The 17,287-nt window shown below is 55.6% G+C and carries 17 protein-coding genes; 1 reads left to right on the top strand and 16 read right to left on the bottom strand.

Features of this window, described 5'->3' with window-relative positions:
• From mrdA to leuS, 7 genes are all read right to left on the bottom strand, one after another.
• Entirely contained in the window at positions 1–1,902 is a 1,902-nt protein-coding gene (gene mrdA, locus INF58_RS09495) for a peptidoglycan DD-transpeptidase MrdA (protein ID WP_063449377.1), read from the bottom strand.
• Between the two features lie 28 nt (positions 1,903–1,930).
• Entirely contained in the window at positions 1,931–2,398 is a 468-nt protein-coding gene (gene rlmH, locus INF58_RS09500) for a 23S rRNA (pseudouridine(1915)-N(3))-methyltransferase RlmH (RefSeq protein ID WP_003858701.1), read from the bottom strand.
• A 3-nt stretch (positions 2,399–2,401) separates the two neighbouring features.
• Positions 2,402–2,719, bottom strand: coding sequence for a ribosome silencing factor (gene rsfS, locus INF58_RS09505; protein ID WP_003858696.1), 318 nt, complete (start codon positions 2,717–2,719; stop codon positions 2,402–2,404).
• A gap of 268 nt (positions 2,720–2,987) precedes the next feature.
• Positions 2,988–3,653: a nicotinate-nucleotide adenylyltransferase gene (nadD, locus tag INF58_RS09510; protein WP_193527576.1), complete on the bottom strand. Its 666-nt coding sequence runs from the start codon at positions 3,651–3,653 to the stop codon at positions 2,988–2,990.
• Positions 3,646–4,677, bottom strand: coding sequence for a DNA polymerase III subunit delta (gene holA / locus INF58_RS09515; RefSeq protein WP_112792617.1), 1,032 nt, complete (start codon positions 4,675–4,677; stop codon positions 3,646–3,648). Before holA ends, nadD begins: the two co-directional genes overlap by 8 nt.
• Positions 4,677–5,246 carry an LPS assembly lipoprotein LptE gene (gene lptE, locus INF58_RS09520; protein ID WP_063449374.1) on the bottom strand — a complete coding sequence of 190 codons (570 nt, stop codon included), beginning with the start codon at positions 5,244–5,246 and terminating at the stop codon, positions 4,677–4,679. The genes holA and lptE overlap by 1 nt, the downstream gene beginning before the upstream one ends.
• Positions 5,247–5,260: 14 nt before the next feature.
• Positions 5,261–7,843, bottom strand: coding sequence for a leucine--tRNA ligase (gene leuS, locus INF58_RS09525; RefSeq protein ID WP_193527577.1), 2,583 nt, complete (start codon positions 7,841–7,843; stop codon positions 5,261–5,263).
• Positions 7,844–8,057: 214 nt separating this feature from the next.
• On the opposite strand from leuS, the gene INF58_RS09530 reads away from it, so the two are divergent.
• Positions 8,058–8,540 carry a zinc ribbon-containing protein gene (locus INF58_RS09530; RefSeq protein ID WP_193527634.1) on the top strand — a complete coding sequence of 161 codons (483 nt, stop codon included), beginning with the start codon at positions 8,058–8,060 and terminating at the stop codon, positions 8,538–8,540.
• 54 nt (positions 8,541–8,594) lie between these two features.
• On the opposite strand, the gene rihA is transcribed toward INF58_RS09530, so the two are convergent.
• The 9 genes from rihA to INF58_RS09575 form a co-directional block, all read right to left on the bottom strand.
• A complete protein-coding gene (gene rihA / locus INF58_RS09535; RefSeq protein ID WP_193527578.1) occupies positions 8,595–9,536 on the bottom strand; it encodes a pyrimidine-specific ribonucleoside hydrolase RihA in 942 nt (313 codons plus the stop codon).
• 120 nt (positions 9,537–9,656) lie between these two features.
• The gene (locus tag INF58_RS09540) at positions 9,657–10,382 is read right to left on the bottom strand and encodes an amino acid ABC transporter ATP-binding protein (protein ID WP_006809622.1); all 726 of its coding nucleotides are present in this window, start codon (positions 10,380–10,382) and stop codon (positions 9,657–9,659) included.
• Positions 10,382–11,056 (bottom strand): glutamate/aspartate ABC transporter permease GltK, encoded by a 675-nt coding sequence (gltK, locus tag INF58_RS09545; protein WP_022647437.1) that lies wholly within the window; start codon positions 11,054–11,056, stop codon positions 10,382–10,384. The genes INF58_RS09540 and gltK overlap by 1 nt, the downstream gene beginning before the upstream one ends.
• 3 nt (positions 11,057–11,059) lie before the next feature.
• Complete coding sequence (gltJ, locus tag INF58_RS09550; protein WP_015571133.1) at positions 11,060–11,800, bottom strand: glutamate/aspartate ABC transporter permease GltJ; 741 nt, start codon at positions 11,798–11,800, stop codon at positions 11,060–11,062.
• 155 nt (positions 11,801–11,955) lie between these two features.
• Entirely contained in the window at positions 11,956–12,861 is a 906-nt protein-coding gene (locus INF58_RS09555) for an amino acid ABC transporter substrate-binding protein (protein ID WP_063866084.1), read from the bottom strand.
• A gap of 403 nt (positions 12,862–13,264) precedes the next feature.
• Positions 13,265–14,803 carry an apolipoprotein N-acyltransferase gene (gene lnt, locus INF58_RS09560; RefSeq protein WP_193527579.1) on the bottom strand — a complete coding sequence of 513 codons (1,539 nt, stop codon included), beginning with the start codon at positions 14,801–14,803 and terminating at the stop codon, positions 13,265–13,267.
• A 5-nt stretch (positions 14,804–14,808) separates the two neighbouring features.
• Positions 14,809–15,687 (bottom strand): CNNM family magnesium/cobalt transport protein CorC, encoded by an 879-nt coding sequence (gene corC, locus INF58_RS09565; protein ID WP_003858679.1) that lies wholly within the window; start codon positions 15,685–15,687, stop codon positions 14,809–14,811.
• Positions 15,688–15,771: 84 nt separating this feature from the next.
• A complete protein-coding gene (gene ybeY, locus INF58_RS09570; RefSeq protein ID WP_003858677.1) occupies positions 15,772–16,239 on the bottom strand; it encodes an rRNA maturation RNase YbeY in 468 nt (155 codons plus the stop codon).
• On the bottom strand, positions 16,236–17,282 hold the full coding sequence (locus tag INF58_RS09575) for a PhoH family protein (protein ID WP_022647440.1): 1,047 nt from the start codon (positions 17,280–17,282) through the stop codon (positions 16,236–16,238). The genes ybeY and INF58_RS09575 overlap by 4 nt, the downstream gene beginning before the upstream one ends.
• Positions 17,283–17,287 lie beyond the last annotated feature (5 nt).

A 17,287-nucleotide genomic window follows, 5' to 3' on the forward strand; every position in this document is an offset into this window, starting at 1 on the left:
TTATTGGTCCTCCGCCGCAGCGGCTGCCGGGTTTTCAGCAGGCAGTTCGGTATTGTTATCACCCAGCATGATGTGGTCGAGGATTTGACGCATGATGGTACCCACCGCCGGGCCTGCGCCGCCGTTTTCCAGAATCATCGCCACCGCAACCTGCGGGTTATCGTAAGGGGCAAACGCCGTCATGAGCTTGTGGTCACGCAGACGTTCGGCAATTTTGTGGGCGTTATAGGTTTCATTCGCTTTCAGACCGAAGACCTGTGCAGTACCCGATTTGGCGGCAACCTTATACGGTGCGCCAGCGAAATATTTGTGCGCCGTGCCGTTAGGGCGGTTGGCTACGCCGTACATACCGTCTTTCGCGATTTCCCAGAATCCGGAGTGAATGTCACCCACCGGTGGCTCATGAGGCTGTATCCACGGCACTTTTTTGCCGTCTTCAACGGTGCTTTGCAGCAGGTGCGGCACTTTCACTACGCCATCGTTGATGAGGATCATCATCGCCTTGTTCATTTGCAGCGGCGTTGCCGTCCAGTAACCCTGGCCGATCCCCACCGGAATGGTGTCACCCTGATACCAGGGCTTTTTAAAGCGCTTCTGCTTCCATTCGCGGGTTGGCATGTTGCCGGAACGCTCTTCCGCCAAATCTATACCGGTGTAATGCCCGTAGCCGAATTTGCTCATCCATTCAGACAGACGGTCAATACCCATGTCGTAGGCGACCTGATAGAAGAAGGTATCAGCAGACTCCTCCAGTGATTTGGTCACGTTCAGATGGCCATGGCCCCATTTTTTCCAGTCGCGGTAGCGTTTCTCAGAGCCAGGCAACTGCCACCAGCCCGGGTCAAACAGGCTGGTATTGCGGGTAATGACGCCCGCGCTCAGCGCAGACACGGCGACATACGGTTTAACCGTTGAGGCTGGAGGATAAACCCCCTGCGTAGCGCGGTTCACCAGCGGGGTGTTTGGGTCATTGAGCAGGCCGGAGTAATCTTTGCTGGAAATACCGTCCACGAAGAGGTTCGGATCGTAGCTTGGCATGGAAACCATCGCCAGAATGCCGCCGGTACGCGGGTCGGTCACGATCACGGCGGCGCGGCTACCCGCCAGCAGCGTTTCGATATACTGCTGGAGCTTCAGGTCGAGCGTCAGATACACGTCATGTCCCGCCTGCGGGGGGACCTCTTTTAGCTGACGGATCACGCGACCACGGTTGTTGACTTCAACCTCTTCATAACCGGTCTGACCGTGCAGGACATCTTCGTAGTAACGTTCGATCCCCAGCTTGCCGATATCATGGGTTGCGGCGTAGTTAGCCAGCTTGCCGTCTTTATCAAGGCGTTCGACGTCTTTATCGTTGATTTTGGAGACGTAGCCAATCACGTGCGTCAGCGCGGAGCCGTAAGGATAGTAGCGGCGCTTATAGCCTTTGACTTCCACGCCGGGGAAACGGTACTGGTTAACGGCAAAACGGGCGACCTGAACTTCTGTCAGGTTGGTTTTTACCGGAATGGAGGTGAAGCGGTGAGAGCGTGCGCGCTCTTTTTTGAACGCCGCGATGTCATCATCGTTCAGGTCGACAACGCTTCTCAGCGCGTTCAGCGTATCCTGCACGTTATCCACTTTCTCCGGCATCATTTCTATCTGGTAGATGGTGCGGTTTAGCGCCAGCGGGGTGCCGTTACGATCGTAGATAATGCCGCGGCTGGGCGCGATGGGCACCAGCTTGATACGGTTTTCGTTTGAGCGGGTCTGGTAATCGGTATAGCGGACAATTTGCAGATTATAGAGGTTGGCGATCAGCACGCCGGTAAGCAGCAAAATCCCCGTAAAGGCGACCAGCGCCCGGCGCACAAACAGCGCGGACTCAGCCGTATAGTCGCGAAAAGAATTCTGTAGTTTCATCCGCTGCTTAAGTTACCCTGGTCAGTCATTACTCGCGGTGATAAGGGTGGTTGGTAGTGATGCTCCACGCGCGATACAAACTTTCTGCCACGAGAACCCGCACGAGCGGGTGGGGCAGCGTCAGCGCAGAGAGTGACCAACTTTGTTCTGCTGCCGCTTTGCAGGCGGGAGATAACCCCTCTGGTCCGCCAATCAACAGACTGACGTCACGACCGTCCTGCTTCCAGCGCTCCAGTTCGTGCGCCAGCTGCGGCGTATCCCAGGGCTTGCCCGGGATATCGAGGGTCACGATGCGGTTTTTGCCTGCGGCAGCCAGCATCAGCTCTCCCTCTTTATCGAGAATACGTTTGATATCTGCGTTCTTGCCGCGCTTTCCTGCTGGGATCTCCACCAGTTCGAACGGCATATCTTTTGGGAAACGACGCAGATACTCAGTAAAACCGGTTTGTACCCAGTCCGGCATTTTGGTGCCGACGGCGACCAGCTGCAACTTCACGCATTAACCCCAGAGTTTTTCCAGCTCATACAGGCGACGGCTCTCTTCCTGCATGACGTGGACAATCACATCGCCGAGATCGACAACCACCCAGTCAGCGGTCGCTTCACCTTCAACGCCCAGCGGAAGCAGCCCTGCCGCGCGCGATTCCTGAACAACATGGTCAGCAATCGAAACAACGTGACGAGTTGAGGTACCGGTGCAGATAATCATGCAGTCGGTGATGCTGGATTTACCCTTAACGTCGATAGCGATGATGTCCTGACCTTTCAGGTCATCAATTTTGTCGATAACAAAATCCTGGAGTGCTTTACCCTGCAAGTTTTCCCCCTGGGTGAATGAGATTGTACAACTGTGAATTCGTGGTCAGCCAGTATACCTGAACTGACGCCAGTCGCGGGACAAATGTCACCGCCCGGCTTTTGAAGGCGGGTATCATCCCACCCTCCGCCTGAGATTGCATCGCCATTTTTGTAAAACAATTTCTGTAAAGCAACGATCGGCGGGAAAGTCTGGCAGCGGAGGATATCAGTATGGCTTAGCCTGTCAAGGCAGGATAATCATTAACAGACAATTTCGCCGGCGATGTTCAGGCATCTGTACTTTTCTGATACAGACCGTGTGCGTGGATATAGTCCAGCACAGGTAAGGGCAGGAGATCGTCACAGTTCAAACCCTGCTGGAGACGCTCGCGGATGAGGGTTGCGGAAATATCAAACCACGGCGTCTCGGCGAGGTAAATTTTACCGGCGGGCAGGCTGTGAAGGTCTTCTATATTGTCCGTCAGATGCGCGTCAAGCCACTGCTGATGCTGCGCTTCACGCATGGTCAGCGGGTAGCCCGGACGGCGGCAGACCAGCAAGTGACTGTTTTCCAGAATGGTTTCGTACTGGTACCAGCTGGGAAAGTTGAGCAAGGAATCCTGGCCGATGATAAACGCCAGCGGTTTCACTGGCCCCTGTTCAGCGCGCCACTCCCGCAGCGTTTGCGATGTCCAGGACGGCGTATCCCGGCGCAGTTCGCGCTCGTCAAGCGTGAAGAGAGGCTTATCGGCGATAGCCAGCGCGAGCATCGCTTTGCGCTGTTCGCTGGTTGCTTCTGGCTGAGGACGGTGCGGCGGAACATTGTTGGGCATGATGATCACCCGCTGCAAGCCAATCAAATTCGCGAGGATTTCTACCGGCTTAAGATGCCCATAGTGCACCGGGTCGAAGGTCCCGCCATACATTGCCTGTAAAGAATGCATATCACCCATCGATAAATACGTCTGCCAGCGCCTTATGGCAGAGCAGTAAGGAGAGGCTCTCCAGCTCCGCCCAGACGGACTGGCCGTAATCCTGTTTCAGCGTCAGTTCGGCGCGCATCAGCAGCTGCACGGCCTGACGCAACTGCTCCTGGCTCAGGCGGTTTATCGCCTCTGTGGTCATCGCCCGACGGTTCTGCCACACGCGATGCTTGTCGAATAAGGCGCGCAGGGGCGTATGCGCAGACTGGCGCTTAAGGTTGTTCAGCAGCAGTAGTTCGCGCTGGAGCGTGCGGAGCAGAATGACCGGCTCACTGCCTTCCAGGCGCAGCTGTTGCAGTATGTGCAGGGCACGCTTACTTTTCGCCGACAGCAGCGCATCAACCCAGTGGAAGGGGGTAAAGTGCGCGGCATCGTTCACCGCCTGTTCGACGCGGGGTAGCGTCAGCTTGCCATCCGGCCACAGCAGGGAGAGCCTGTCCAGCGCCTGCGCCAGTGCCAGAAGATTGCCTTCATAGCAGTAGCAAAGGAGCTGGCTGGCAGCATCGTCCAGTTGCAGGTTGTGCTGCTTTGCTCGCGCGGCAACCCATTTTGGCAGATGTGCCTGTTCAGGCGTCTGGCAGGTAACCAGTACTGCACTGGTGGCCAGCCGGGTAAACCAGGCCGCGTTTTCCTGCGCTTTTGTGAGTTTGTTGCCGCGTACTATCAGCAGCAGATCGCTGTGTAACAAGCTGACCAGCATGGCGAGCTGTTCGTTGATGGCGGCGTTAGGGCCATTCTCTGGCAGCAGGATCTGGATTGTCTGACGTGAGGCAAACAGGCTCATGGCCTGACATAGCGAGAAGATAGCGTTCCAGTCGGTACTGTTATCGATCTGAAACGTATGATGCTCATCAAAACCCTGTGCGGCTGCCGCATGGCGAACAGCATCAAGGCTTTCCTGAAGTAACAGGGGGTCGTTACCAAGTAGCAGGTAGGCCGCGCGCAGCCCTTCGTTGAGCTGCGCGCGGAGTTGTTCAGGATACAACCTGATCATCAGTTACCCAGCGACGTTGGCATGTCCGGCGTGCTGGCATCCGGTGTTTCGATGACGTCAGCGCCTTTTTTCGACGACGCGGCAATGGCAGGCAGTCTACGGATCAGCTGCTCTGCGGCCTTATCATACATTTCCTTGATGATAATCTGCTGTTCAGCGTCTTTTGCCAGGGCCGTCTGCGGGTTATCGAAGAACGAACGGTAGACTTTGGTGTTGATAGGGTAAATATCTTTACCCGGCATTAAGACGGCCGCATCAACGGTAAGCACCATTTGATATTCCGCGGTTCGACCATCCTGGAAGATCGACGCCGTGTCTTGTGACAGTGTAGATTTCAGGACGCGAAGCGAAGGAACATCCTGACGCAGGGTTCCCTTCTCGATCAGCTTAACATCGTTCAAACGCAGTTGGTTACGAATGGCCCGGCTCAGCGGTCCGTTCGGATCGGATGAGTCAAAGATCATCGTTTTCATCTGCGCAGGCACTGCCGTGGTGTTGCGCAGGTGCCAGCCGCAGCCAGCGGTGACAAGCACCGCCAGAGATAAGAGTATTGTTGCCAGTTGTCGCACGTTTCCTCCCGCGCTTAGCCAACGACCAGATTCAGCAGTTTACCCGGTACGTAGATCACTTTACGTACGGTAACGCCCTCAAGGTATTTCGCGACCAGATGCTCCTGGCCTGCGCGCTCGCGAACCTGTTCTTCGGTTGCGTCGACCGCGACGGTGATTTTACCGCGCACTTTACCGTTAACCTGCACCACCACCAGCGTGGTGTTTTCCACCATAGCGGATTCATCAGCCACTGGCCACGGCGCGTTGTCGATATCGCCTTCGCCTTTCAGCTCTTGCCACAGCGTGAAGCTAACGTGCGGCGTGAACGGGTTCAGCATGCGAACGACCGCCAGCAGCGCTTCACGCATTAACGCGCGATCCTGCTCGCCGTCCTGCGGAGCTTTCGCCAGCTTGTTCATCAGTTCCATAATAGCCGCAATTGCGGTATTGAAGGTCTGACGACGACCAATATCGTCGGTGACTTTCGCAATGGTTTTATGAACATCACGACGCAGCGCCTGCTGATCTTCAGTCAATACAGCTACGTTCAGCGCTGGCGCATCGCCCTGAGAGGTGTGCTCGTAAACCAGTTTCCAGACGCGTTTCAGGAAGCGGTTGGCCCCTTCAACACCGGATTCCTGCCACTCCAGGGTCATGTCTGCCGGAGATGCGAACATCATGAACAGACGCACGGTGTCTGCACCGTAACGCTCAACCATCACCTGCGGGTCGATGCCGTTATTTTTAGACTTGGACATCTTGCTCATGCCGGTATAAACCAGTTCATGACCTTCAGCGTCTTTCGCCTTCACGATACGGCCTTTCTCGTCACGTTCGACAATCGCATCAACGGGAGAAACCCAGTTACGCTCGCCGTTCGCGCCAACGTAGTAGAACGCATCTGCCAGCACCATCCCCTGACACAGCAGCTGTTTTGCTGGCTCGTTGGAATTGACCAGGCCTGCGTCACGCATCAGTTTGTGGAAGAAGCGGAAGTAGAGCAGGTGCATGATGGCGTGTTCAATGCCGCCGATGTAGATGTCTACCGGCAGCCAGTAGTTTGCCGCGTCCGAATCCAGCATGCCTTCTTTATACTGCGGGCAGGTGTAGCGCGCGTAGTACCAGGAGGACTCCATGAAGGTGTCGAAGGTGTCGGTTTCACGCAGCGCTGGCTGACCGTTGACGGTGGTTTTGGCCCACTCAGGATCGGCTTTGATCGGGCTGGTGATACCGTCCATGACCACGTCTTCCGGCAGGATCACCGGCAGCTGATCTTCCGGGGTTGGCATGACGGTGCCGTCTTCCAGGGTCACCATAGGGATTGGCGCACCCCAGTAACGCTGACGGGAAACGCCCCAGTCGCGCAGACGGTAGTTCACTTTACGCTCGCCCACGCCCAGCGAGGCCAGTCTGTCGGCGATGGCGTTGAAGCCCTCTTCGAAGCTCAGGCCGCTAAACTCACCGGAGTTAAACAGGGTGCCTTTTTCGGTCAGCGCCTGCTCGGAGAGGTCAGGTTCAGAACCGTCAGCCGCCAGGATCACAGGCTTGATGTTCAGGCCGTATTTGGTAGCAAATTCGTAGTCACGCTGATCGTGGCCCGGCACGGCCATCACTGCGCCCGTACCGTATTCCATCAGCACGAAGTTCGCTGCCCAGACCGGGATGGCTTCGCCCGTCAGCGGGTGAATTGCTTTGAAGCCGGTATCAACGCCTTTTTTCTCCATCGTCGCCATGTCGGCTTCGGCCACTTTCGTGTTGCGGCATTCGTCGATGAAGGTTGCCAGCTCCGGATTGTTTTCCGCTGCTTTTTGTGCCAGCGGGTGACCCGCAGCCACGGCAAGGTAAGTCGCACCCATGAAGGTGTCCGGACGGGTGGTGTAGACGGTCAGGGTCTGGTCGTAGTTTTCTACGTTGAAGGTGATTTCAACGCCTTCGGAACGGCCAATCCAGTTGCGCTGCATGGTTTTAACGGTGTCAGGCCAGTGATCCAGAGTGTCCAGATCGTTCAGCAGCTCGTCAGCGTAGGCGGTGATTTTGATAAACCACTGCGGGATCTCTTTACGCTCAACTTTGGTGTCGCAGCGCCAGCAGCAGCCGTCGATAACCTGCTCGTTCGCCAGTACTGTCTGGTCATTCGGGCACCAGTTAACGGCGGACGTTTTTTTGTAGACCAGGCCTTTTTTATACAGCTCGGTGAAAAACTTCTGCTCCCAGCGATAATATTCTGGTGTACAGGTAGCCAGCTCGCGGCTCCAGTCGTAGCCAAAGCCCAGCATTTTCAGCTGATTTTTCATGTACGCGATGTTGTCGTACGTCCACGGAGCCGGTGCCGTGTTGTTTTTCACCGCTGCGCCTTCAGCAGGCAGGCCGAACGCATCCCAGCCGATAGGCTGAAGAACGTTTTTGCCCAGCATACGCTGGTAGCGTGCAATCACATCACCGATGGTGTAGTTACGCACATGGCCCATGTGTAGTCGACCAGAAGGATAGGGAAGCATCGACAGGCAGTAATACTTCTCTTTGCTCTCGTCTTCGGTTACTTCAAAGGTGCGCTTCTCGTCCCAGTGTTGCTGGACTTTTGATTCTATCTCTTCCGGGCGGTATTGCTCTTGCATGGCAGCCAGTGGTCCTGTGTTCAATACAGCTACAAATGTAGCCAATGGATGTGGTAATTCAGATCCGCATAGCATAGCCCAAACGCCCGCGTCAAAACAGCCTTTCACGCAAATGCACTTTGCAGGAATTTACCGGGTCTGTGCTTCACCTGACAAAGCGGTGACGAAATAAGGTCTATTATTAGAGACAGTTACTTACCCGGGAGGCAAAATGATGAACAAGGTTGCTCAATTTTACCGTGAACTGATGGCCACACTGACGGAACGGCTGCGTAACGGCGAGCGCGATATCGACGCGCTGGTCGAACAGGCACGCGCACGCGTGACGCAAACGGGTGAGTTAACGCGAACCGAAGTGGAAGAGGTGACGCGCGCCGTGCGCCGTGACCTGGAAGAGTTTGCGCGAAGCTACGAGGAGAATCAGGACGAGATCGCCGACAGCGTTTTTATGCGGGTCATTAAAGAGAGCCTGTGGCAGGAGCTGGCAGATATTACCGATAAAACCCAGCTGGAGTGGCGCGAGGTGTTCCAGGATTTAAACCACCACGGTGTCTATCACAGCGGCGAAGTGGTGGGGCTGGGGAATCTGGTGTGTGAGAAGTGCCACCACCATGTGGCCGTTTATACGCCGGAGGTGCTGTCGCTGTGTCCTAAGTGCGGTCACGACCAGTTCCAGCGTCGCCCGTTTGAGCCATAAGTAAAAGCGCAGGTTTATTCCCTCTCCCCGTGGGAGAGGGCCAGGGTGAGGGCATCAGGCCGCAGAATAATAAGCCAGCCTCTCCGCCAGCAAATCCACAAACGCTTCCCGATCAATATCCACCATTACCGTCGTATTCGGCTTGTTTCCCGTCAATGAGTAATAGTCTACCACCGTCATTCCTTGGGTATATTTCCCCTGCGTCTCCACGCCAACCCAGCGATCCAATGTGGTAAACATCTCCGGCTTCAGCAGCCAGGCGATGGTGCATGGGTCGTGCAGCGGCGCGCCGTGGAAGCCCCACTTCTCGGCTTTGTGATACTCCATAAAGAAGTCGAGCAGCTCGGCCACGGTCGTTGCAACCGGGTTGTCCACGGCGCTAAAGCGTTCAATATCGTCTGCCATAATCTGCGCCCGATGCGTCACGTCCAGCCCCGCCATCACAATCGGCAGGCCCGACTGGAAGACGATCTCCGCCGCTTCCGGGTCAACAAAGATGTTGAATTCGGCCGCAGGCGTCCAGTTCCCCAGCCCCATTGACCCGCCCATGATGACAATACGGGCGATGTTGCTGTGCAGTTCAGGATGGCTGTTCAGCAGAAGCGCAACGTTGGTCTGCGGGCCGGTAGCCACCAGCGTCACCGGCTCTGCGCTTTCACGCAGTATCTTCGCCATTAGCTCGACGGCAGTGCAGTCTTGCGGTGCGAAACCTGGCTCCGGCAGTGCCGGGCCATCCAGCCCGCTTTCACCGTGAACGTTGTCCGCAATGATCAGCTCGCGCATCAGCGGCTTAATGGCGCCGCCTGCGACCGGAATATCGGTGCGTTTCAGCAGCGTCAGCATGCGCAACACGTTTCGCAAGGTTTTATCCGGCGTCTGGTTCCCGGCGGAGGAGGTGACAGCTTTGACGTCCAGTTCAGGGGAGGCAAGCGCGAGGACGAGCGCGATCGCGTCATCATGACCCGGGTCGCAGTCGAGAATTATAGGGTGTGCCATAGCGTTCTCCATTCTTAGCATTATTTTGTGACAAGGTTAACGCTGCGATGTGACGCCGAATAGAAAAAGAGATCTAAAGCGTGAAGCAGTGCGCAATCCGCAGATTGCGCACTGAAAAGATTAATGCAGGATTTTAGCGAGGAAGTCTTTAGCGCGTTCGGATTTCGGATTCGCGAAGAACTCTTCTTTCGGCGAGTCTTCAACGATTTTCCCTTCATCCATGAAGATCACGCGGTTGGCCACTTTACGGGCGAAGCCCATTTCGTGCGTCACCACCATCATGGTCATCCCTTCGTGCGCCAGCTCCACCATCACGTCCAGCACTTCGTTGATCATTTCAGGATCGAGTGCAGAAGTCGGTTCATCGAATAGCATCGCCACCGGATCCATACACAGCGCCCGCGCGATTGCCACGCGCTGCTGCTGGCCGCCCGAAAGCTGTGCCGGGAACTTATCCGCATGCGCAGAGAGCCCGACGCGTTCCAGTAACTTCAGCCCTTTTTCGCGCGCCGCTTTTTTATCGCGCTTCAGCACTTTCACCTGCGCAAGCGTCAGGTTTTCAATGATCGACAGGTGCGGGAACAGCTCAAAATGCTGGAACACCATGCCCACGTGGGAGCGAAGCTGGGCAAGGTTGGTTTTACGGTCGTTCACTTTGGTGCCGTTAACGACAATTTCACCCTGCTGGACAGGTTCCAGACCATTAACGGTTTTGATAAGCGTAGACTTACCGGAACCGGACGGGCCGCAGACCACCACCACATCGCCTTTTTTCACTTCTGTTGAGCAGTCGGTCAGCACCTGAAAGTGCCCATACCATTTAGAAACATTTTTCAGGGAAATCATTATACGGTCCTTTTCTTCAGCCAGCTGACCAACAGCGATGCGCTTAAACTAATCACAAAATAGACCCCGCCCGCGAAGAGGATCATCTCAACCTGCGTTCCGTCACGTTCGCCAATGGTGGAGGCGGTACGGAAGAAGTCTGCCAGGCTCAGCACGTAGACCAGGGAGGTATCCTGGAACAGGACGATGCCTTGCGTCAGCAGCAGCGGAACCATGGCGCGAAACGCCTGCGGCAGAATAATCAGCTTCATGGACTGCCAGTGCGTCATACCGAGCGCCAGCGCAGCGCTGGACTGCCCGCGAGAGATACTCTGAATACCGGCGCGGATGATCTCGGAGTAGTAGGCGGCTTCAAACATGGAAAACGCCACCATGGCAGAGATCAGGCGGATATCGGTTTTCGGCGACAGTCCCAGCACGTTCTGTAAGAATCCGGGAACAATCAGGTAAAACCACAGCAGCACCATGACCAGTGGAATGGAGCGGAATACGTTAACGTAAGCCGTGGCGAACCAGGCGAGCGGCTTAAAGCTCGACAGGCGCATCACCGCCAGCAGGGTGCCCCAGACAATACCGACAATAATAGCGATAACGGTGATCTTTAAGGTAATTGCCAGTCCATCCAGCAGATAGGGCATGGAGGGAACAATGGAACTCCAGTCAAATTCGTACATTATTTATTTGCCCCCCAGATTGCCCGGCAGGCGTACTTTGCGTTCAACCAGGTTCATCACCAGCATGATGAAAGCGTTAATCAGAACATACGCGAGCGTGATCGCCGTGAAGGATTCCCACGCGTGAGCGGAGTAATCCAGCAGCTTACCCGCCTGCGCCGCCATATCGACCAGGCCAATGGTTGAGGCGATGGCCGAGTTTTTCACCAGGTTCATCATTTCGGAGGTCATTGGCGGAACGATGACGCGGTAAGCGTTAGGCAACAGGACGTAACGGTAGGCCTGTGGCAGGGTCAGGCCCATCGCCAGTGCCGCATTCTTTTGCCCGCGCGGCAGTGACTGTATGGCGGCACGTACCTGCTCGCAGACGCGCGCAGCGGTGAACAGCCCCAGACACAGCATGGAAGAGACAAAGAACTGTACGTTAGGATCCAGTTCTGCCTTGAACCACATGCCGAGATCTTCCGGCAGCAGTTCCGGGATCACCAGATACCAGGTAAAGAACTGCACGATCAGCGGAACGTTACGGAACAGTTCCACATAGAGCGTGCCAATTGAAGAGAGAAAACGGTTAGGGACGGTACGCAGAATACCGAACAGCGAACCGACAAGAAACGCGATAATCCACGCCGTTATCGATAGCGCAACGGTAACCTGAAAGCCGCTCCACAGCCAGCCGAGATAGGTGGTGTTGCCGAACGGGGCTTGTTGCAGAAAGATGCCCCAGTTCCAGTCAATTGACATAGTAAACTCCAGAAAAAAGAGGGTAGCAGCGCTACCCTCGAAGATTGGTGAGAAGCTCAATTTTTGCGCTGAGTGGGGAACGACCACTCAACGTATAGTCTGTCCATGCTTCCCGACAATCGAGAGGGCAGGAGATCCCGCCCCTGTCGTTCTAATTAGTTAAGAGCTTTGTCGTTTGGTGATTTGAACAGCGCTTTCATGTCGTCAGACAGTTCAAAGTTCATGTTCAGGTTTTTTGGTGGAATAGGGTTCTTGAACCACTTGTCGAACCATTTTGCCGCTTCGCCAGAGGTTTGCGCCTGAGCGATGGTGTCATCGATCAGCTTTTTGAAGTCTTCATCGCCTTTACGCAGCATACAGCCGTAAGCTTCTTTCGACTGCGCGGTTCCGACGATTTCCCAGTTGTCTGGTTTCTTCGCCTTCGCGCGTTCGCCCGCCAGCAGGGCGTCATCCATCATAAACGCGACAGCACGACCGCTTTCCAGGGTACGGAACGAGTCGCCGTGGTCTTTCGCGCTGATGATGCGCATGTCCATTTTCTTCTCGTCGTTCAGCTTGTGCAGCAGTACTTCGGATGTGGTACCGGAGGTCACGACAACCGCTTTGCCTTTCAGGTCAGCAAAGTCTTTGATATCGCCGCCTTTTTTCGTCAGCAGGCGAGTGCCCACAACGAAGATGGTATCGGAGAAAGCGGCCTGTTTCTGACGTTCAAGGTTGTTGGTGGTCGAGCCACACTCAAAATCAAACGTGCCGTTTTGCAGCAGAGGGATACGGTTCTGTGAAGTGATGGGGATCAGCTTCACTTGCAGGTCAGGTTTGTTCAGCTTTTTCTTCACGGCTTCAACGATGGCGTTGGAGTAATCCTGTGAATAGCCCACGACTTTTTGCGTGTTGTCGTAGTAAGAGAACGGGACAGAAGATTCACGGTGGCCGACCACGATCACGCCGTTTTTGGCAATCTTGTCGAGAGTGCTTCCTGCTGCCGGAGCGTCTTCAGCGTGGACGATGCCCGCAGACATTCCCATAACCAGCATTGCTGTGGCCAGTTTACGTAATTGCATACCCAACTCCTTTCTTATCAGCGCCAGTGACGCATAGATACCCATTGTGATGTTGTTATATCTCGCGCAATGCGAGTGCAGTGTTATGCAAGCTTGTTAACATTTAGTCTGGCTTAATGTAAAGATTTTGCTGCGTTATTGTTTATTTTTGCGAAGCGCGCCGCACCATTCCGAGGCAATAATCTCCCGTTGCACCGTTTCGGTGCCACCGGCGATCGTTGCTGGTGCGACAGGGTTGCACGTTAAGCCAGACAGCGTTTGCGTGAAGAAATAAAGCAACAGGCGTGCCAGAATTGAAGGGTTGGGAGGAAATTGTCGGGTGGCGGCGACGCCTTAACCGACCTGCGGGAGTAAAAATGTAGGCCGGGTAAGCGTCAGCGCCACCCGGCAACAGAAGGTTAGACTAGCGACGACGCTGACGCAGGCTCATCAGCACGGCGCCAAAGCCGAACAGCGCGGTCAGGATCCACAGCGGCCAGTTGCCGGTGCGGGCGTACGGCGTCAGGCCCGAGGCAGGCGTGACTTTGGTTGTCAGCACTTCACGGGTGAACTGCGGGATCATGGCCTGGATTTCGCCCTGCGGGCCAATCACGGCGGTGATGCCGTTATTGGTGCTACGCAGCAGCGGACGCGCCAGCTCCAGAGAACGCATTCGCGCCATCTGGAAGTGCTGCCACGGGCCAATCGATTTACCGAACCAGGCGTCGTTTGAGATGGTCAGCAGATAGTCGGTGTCCGGGCGGAAGTTATCGCGCACCTGCTCGCCGAGGATAATCTCGTAGCAAATGACGGCCGTCAGGGCAAAACCGTGCGCGTGAAGCTGCGGCTGAACGTACGGGCCGCGGCTGAATGAGGACATCGGCAAATCAAAGAACGGTGCCAGCGGGCGCAGAATCGACTCCAGCGGAACAAACTCGCCAAACGGTACAAGGTGGTTTTTGTTGTAGCGATTGGTGGAGGTATAGCTGTAATCGCTGTCCTTACCGAGCGTAATGATCGCGTTGTAGGTGTCATAGCGGTTCTGCTGGTTCAGACGCGCATCCACAATGCCGGTAATCAGCGTACTGCCGCGGGCGCGCAGCAAATCGTCCATCATCTTCAGGAAGGGTTGCTGATTGATCTCCAGGTCCGGGATCGCAGACTCAGGCCAGATGATGAGCTGTGATTTGCCCATCACCTCTTCGGTGGCGTTGGCGTAGATTTTCAGCGTGTTCAGCAGCTGATTCTCATCCCATTTCAGTGACTGCGGGATATCGCCCTGCACCAGAGAAACCTGCGTGGCGCGCGCGGGCTCCAGCGTGTACCACTGGATATAGCGCAGCGGGAAGGGCAGGGCAAACAGGATCAGCGCGACAGCCAGCGGCTTCCCGTTACGCGTCACCAGGGCCAGCACCAGCAGGCCGCTGACCGCAATTAACAGGAAGTTGATCGCCTCCACGCCCATGACGGGAGCCAGACCTTTCAGCGGGCCGTCTATCTGGCTATAGCCGAACTGCAACCACGGGAAGCCGGTCAGTACCCAGCCGCGCAGAAATTCGGTGATTTGCCAGACAGCGGGAGCCGCTATCGCCACGCGCAGCCAGCTGGTTTTAGGCCACAGACGAGAAAGGACACCCGCGAACAGGCCGGTGTAGAGCGACAGATACGCGGCGAGCAGCACAACCAGGAAGACGTTAACCGGCCCCGGCATTCCGCCAAATTGCGCGATACTGACGTAGACCCAGTTGATGCCAGAGCCGAACAGCCCCAGCCCCCAGAAGTAGCCGATGGCCGCGGCCTGTACCGGGCGACGGTTCAGGGTAAGACCCTGTAGCCCCATCAGGGAGAGAAGAGCGGCAGGCCAGATATCGTAAGGAGAAAAAGCCAGCGTACCGCTGGCTCCGAGTAACAGCGCCAGCAGCAAACGGACGCGCTGGCGTTCAAATAATGGGGCAAATGCCATTTACATTAATCTTCCAGTTTTGGCACCGGTGAGTCGTCCGGCATTCTGACGTGAACCTGAATAATACGTCGGCTGTCAGCCATTGCGACCTTGAACTGGTAACCATCGATGTCAACGGTTTCACCGCGGGCCGGAAGATGGCCGAAGGCCTGCATCACCAGACCGCCAATGGTGTCCACTTCTTCATCGCTGAAGCTGGTGCCGAAGGTGTCGTTGAAGTCTTCAATGGAGGCCAGCGCGCGCACGGTCCAGGTGTGGCGGCTCAGCTGACGGAAGTCGATATCCTCTTCTTCGTCATACTCATCTTCAATTTCGCCCACGATCAGCTCAAGGATGTCCTCGATTGTAACCAGACCGGAAACGCCGCCAAATTCATCAATAACAATCGCCATGTGGTAGCGCTGGGAGCGAAACTCCTTCAGCATCCGATCCACACGTTTACTTTCCGGCACAACGACGGCCGGACGTAACACTTTTTCCATACTGAAGGCTTCGGCATCGCTGCGCATAAACGGCAGCAGATCTTTCGCCATCAAAATCCCTTCGATGTGATCTTTATCTTCGCTGATGACCGGGAAGCGCGAGTGAGCCGATTCGATAATCACATCGAGGCACTCGTCCAGCGTCTGGTTGCGTTTCAGGGTAATCATCTGCGAGCGGGGGATCATGATGTCGCGGACGCGCTGGTCGGCGATGTCCATCACCCCTTCGAGCATTTCGCGCGTATCTTCATCGATAAGATCGTTCTGCCCGGAATCACGAATCAGCTCCAGCAGTTCATCACGGTTTTTGGGTTCGCCGTGGAAAAGCTGGTTCAGAATGAGGGAGAAAAATCCCTTTTTTGTGGTTGTCGTGTCGCTACTGTGTGAATTGTCGTCGCTCATGGCGTTTGTTAAGGGTTCTCTTGTTAGTTCAACGTTAACCGCCGCGCTCTATCCCTGCGCGGCGGAATGGTAGTCAGTGACTGACTATTCTTTCTCGGCAATGTACGGATCCTCATAGCCCAGAGCAAGCATTATCTCTGTCTCGAGGGATTCCATCTCTTCCGCTTCGTCATCTTCAATATGGTCGTAACCCAGAAGATGCAGGCTACCGTGCACCACCATGTGTGCCCAGTGTGCTTCCAGCGGCTTTTGCTGCTCTTTGGCTTCCTGCTCAACCACCTGACGGCAGATAATCAGATCGCCCAGCAGCGGCATCTCAATACCCGGAGGCGCTTCGAACGGGAAAGAGAGCACGTTGGTCGGCTTATCTTTCCCGCGGTAGGTCAGGTTGAGCTCATGGCTTTCCGCTTCATCCACCAGGCGAATCGTGACTTCTGATTCTTCCTGAAACTGGGGGATTACCGCATCCAGCCATTTCTGAAACTGTGCCTCTTCTGGCATGCCGGAATTATCTTCACAGGCCAGCTGTAAATCGAGGATCACCTGACTCATTTCTGTTCATGCTCCTGCGCTTCGCGCTTACGTTCTGCGGCCAGTTCGGCCCTGCGCTTCTGATCGGCCTCTTCCCAGGCCTCATAAGCGTTAACGATACGCGCGACGACCGGATGGCGTACCACATCTTCACTGTGGAAGAAGTTAAAGCTGATTTCGTCTACCTCGGCCAGCACTTCGATGGCGTGACGCAGACCCGATTTGGTGTTGCGCGGCAGGTCAATCTGGGTCACGTCACCGGTGATAACCGCTTTCGAGTTAAAGCCGATACGCGTCAGGAACATCTTCATCTGTTCGATGGTGGTGTTCTGGCTCTCATCCAGAATGATGAACGCGTCGTTAAGCGTACGGCCACGCATGTAGGCCAGCGGGGCGACTTCAATCACGTTACGCTCAATAAGCTTTTCAACTTTCTCGAAGCCGAGCATTTCGAACAGCGCGTCGTACAGCGGGCGCAAATAGGGGTCCACTTTCTGACTCAAATCGCCCGGCAGGAAGCCGAGTTTCTCACCGGCTTCTACGGCAGGACGGGTCAGCAGGATGCGACGGATTTCCTGACGCTCCAGCGCATCCACCGCAGCGGCAACCGCCAGATAGGTTTTACCCGTCCCCGCCGGACCCACGCCGAAGGTGATGTCATGGTCAAGAATGTTGGCGATGTACTGCGCCTGGTTCGGCGTACGCGGCTTGATGACGCCGCGCTTGGTCTTGATATTGATGGCCTTACCGTAGTCCGGCACGCTCTCGGCGCTCTGCTCGAGCACGCGCGCCTCTTTGATGGCAAGGTGGATCTGTTCAGGCTCAATATCCTGAATTTCGCCACGCATCGGGGCGGTATCAACATACAGGCTGCGGAGAATATCTGCCGCGGCATTGACGCAGATTGGGCGTCCGGTGAGTTTGAAATGGTTATCGCGACGATTGATTTCGATACCCAGACGTCGCTCCAGTTGTTTGATGTTGTCATCAAACGGCCCGCACAGGCTCAGCAGGCGAGCGTTGTCTGCGGGCTCAAGGCTAATTTCACGCGTATCTATGTTCAAACTGT

The sequence above is a fragment of the Enterobacter cloacae complex sp. P24RS genome (genome assembly GCF_014982165.1).
Lineage (GTDB): Bacteria > Pseudomonadota > Gammaproteobacteria > Enterobacterales > Enterobacteriaceae > Enterobacter > Enterobacter quasihormaechei.

What these genes read in the sequence shown, in the direction of transcription:
- mrdA (WP_063449377.1), bottom strand. Translation starts at nt 1,902, where the DNA reads ATGAAACTACAGAATTCTTTTCGCGACTATACGGCTGAGTCCGCGCTG.
- nadD (WP_193527576.1), bottom strand. Translation starts at nt 3,653, where the DNA reads ATGGGTGATATGCATTCTTTACAGGCAATGTATGGCGGGACCTTCGAC.
- holA (WP_112792617.1), bottom strand. Translation starts at nt 4,677, where the DNA reads ATGATCAGGTTGTATCCTGAACAACTCCGCGCGCAGCTCAACGAAGGG.
- leuS (WP_193527577.1), bottom strand. Translation starts at nt 7,843, where the DNA reads ATGCAAGAGCAATACCGCCCGGAAGAGATAGAATCAAAAGTCCAGCAA.
- INF58_RS09530 (WP_193527634.1), top strand. Translation starts at nt 8,058, where the DNA reads ATGAACAAGGTTGCTCAATTTTACCGTGAACTGATGGCCACACTGACG.
- rihA (WP_193527578.1), bottom strand. Translation starts at nt 9,536, where the DNA reads ATGGCACACCCTATAATTCTCGACTGCGACCCGGGTCATGATGACGCG.
- INF58_RS09540 (WP_006809622.1), bottom strand. Translation starts at nt 10,382, where the DNA reads ATGATTTCCCTGAAAAATGTTTCTAAATGGTATGGGCACTTTCAGGTG.
- gltK (WP_022647437.1), bottom strand. Translation starts at nt 11,056, where the DNA reads ATGTACGAATTTGACTGGAGTTCCATTGTTCCCTCCATGCCCTATCTG.
- gltJ (WP_015571133.1), bottom strand. Translation starts at nt 11,800, where the DNA reads ATGTCAATTGACTGGAACTGGGGCATCTTTCTGCAACAAGCCCCGTTC.
- INF58_RS09555 (WP_063866084.1), bottom strand. Translation starts at nt 12,861, where the DNA reads ATGCAATTACGTAAACTGGCCACAGCAATGCTGGTTATGGGAATGTCT.
- lnt (WP_193527579.1), bottom strand. Translation starts at nt 14,803, where the DNA reads ATGGCATTTGCCCCATTATTTGAACGCCAGCGCGTCCGTTTGCTGCTG.
- corC (WP_003858679.1), bottom strand. Translation starts at nt 15,687, where the DNA reads ATGAGCGACGACAATTCACACAGTAGCGACACGACAACCACAAAAAAG.
- ybeY (WP_003858677.1), bottom strand. Translation starts at nt 16,239, where the DNA reads ATGAGTCAGGTGATCCTCGATTTACAGCTGGCCTGTGAAGATAATTCC.